Here is a 226-nt window from a genome sequence, read left to right as displayed (position 1 = left end):
GGAGCGCCGTGGCGACACAGCAGCCCTTACCCGGCTACAGGATACCGGGGGTTAATCCGTCCTCATGTTGTCCGCTTTTACTCCCCGCCCGCTGAAACGTCTGTTCACGGCCAACCAGTGCTGGACATCCTTCCTGGATGCGGGCGGTCTGCGCGATATCGGGGTTGAGGCTGTCACAAAAATGCTGGCCTGCGGCACGCGGATACTGGGAGTGAAGGAATACATC

General features: G+C 60.2%; 1 pseudogene. It reads left to right on the top strand.

Annotation, left to right across the window (positions count from 1 at the left end):
- Positions 1–64: 64 nt before the first annotated feature.
- Positions 65–226: pseudogene (locus tag BHE85_RS20205) on the top strand (IS91 family transposase); the annotation flags it as partial.

Source organism: Shigella sp. FC1567 (assembly GCF_001743015.1).
GTDB classification, from domain to species: Bacteria; Pseudomonadota; Gammaproteobacteria; order Enterobacterales; family Enterobacteriaceae; genus Escherichia; species Escherichia coli.
The sequence above is the reverse complement of the archived record's forward strand: the minus strand, read 5'-3'. Positions and strand labels throughout refer to the sequence as shown.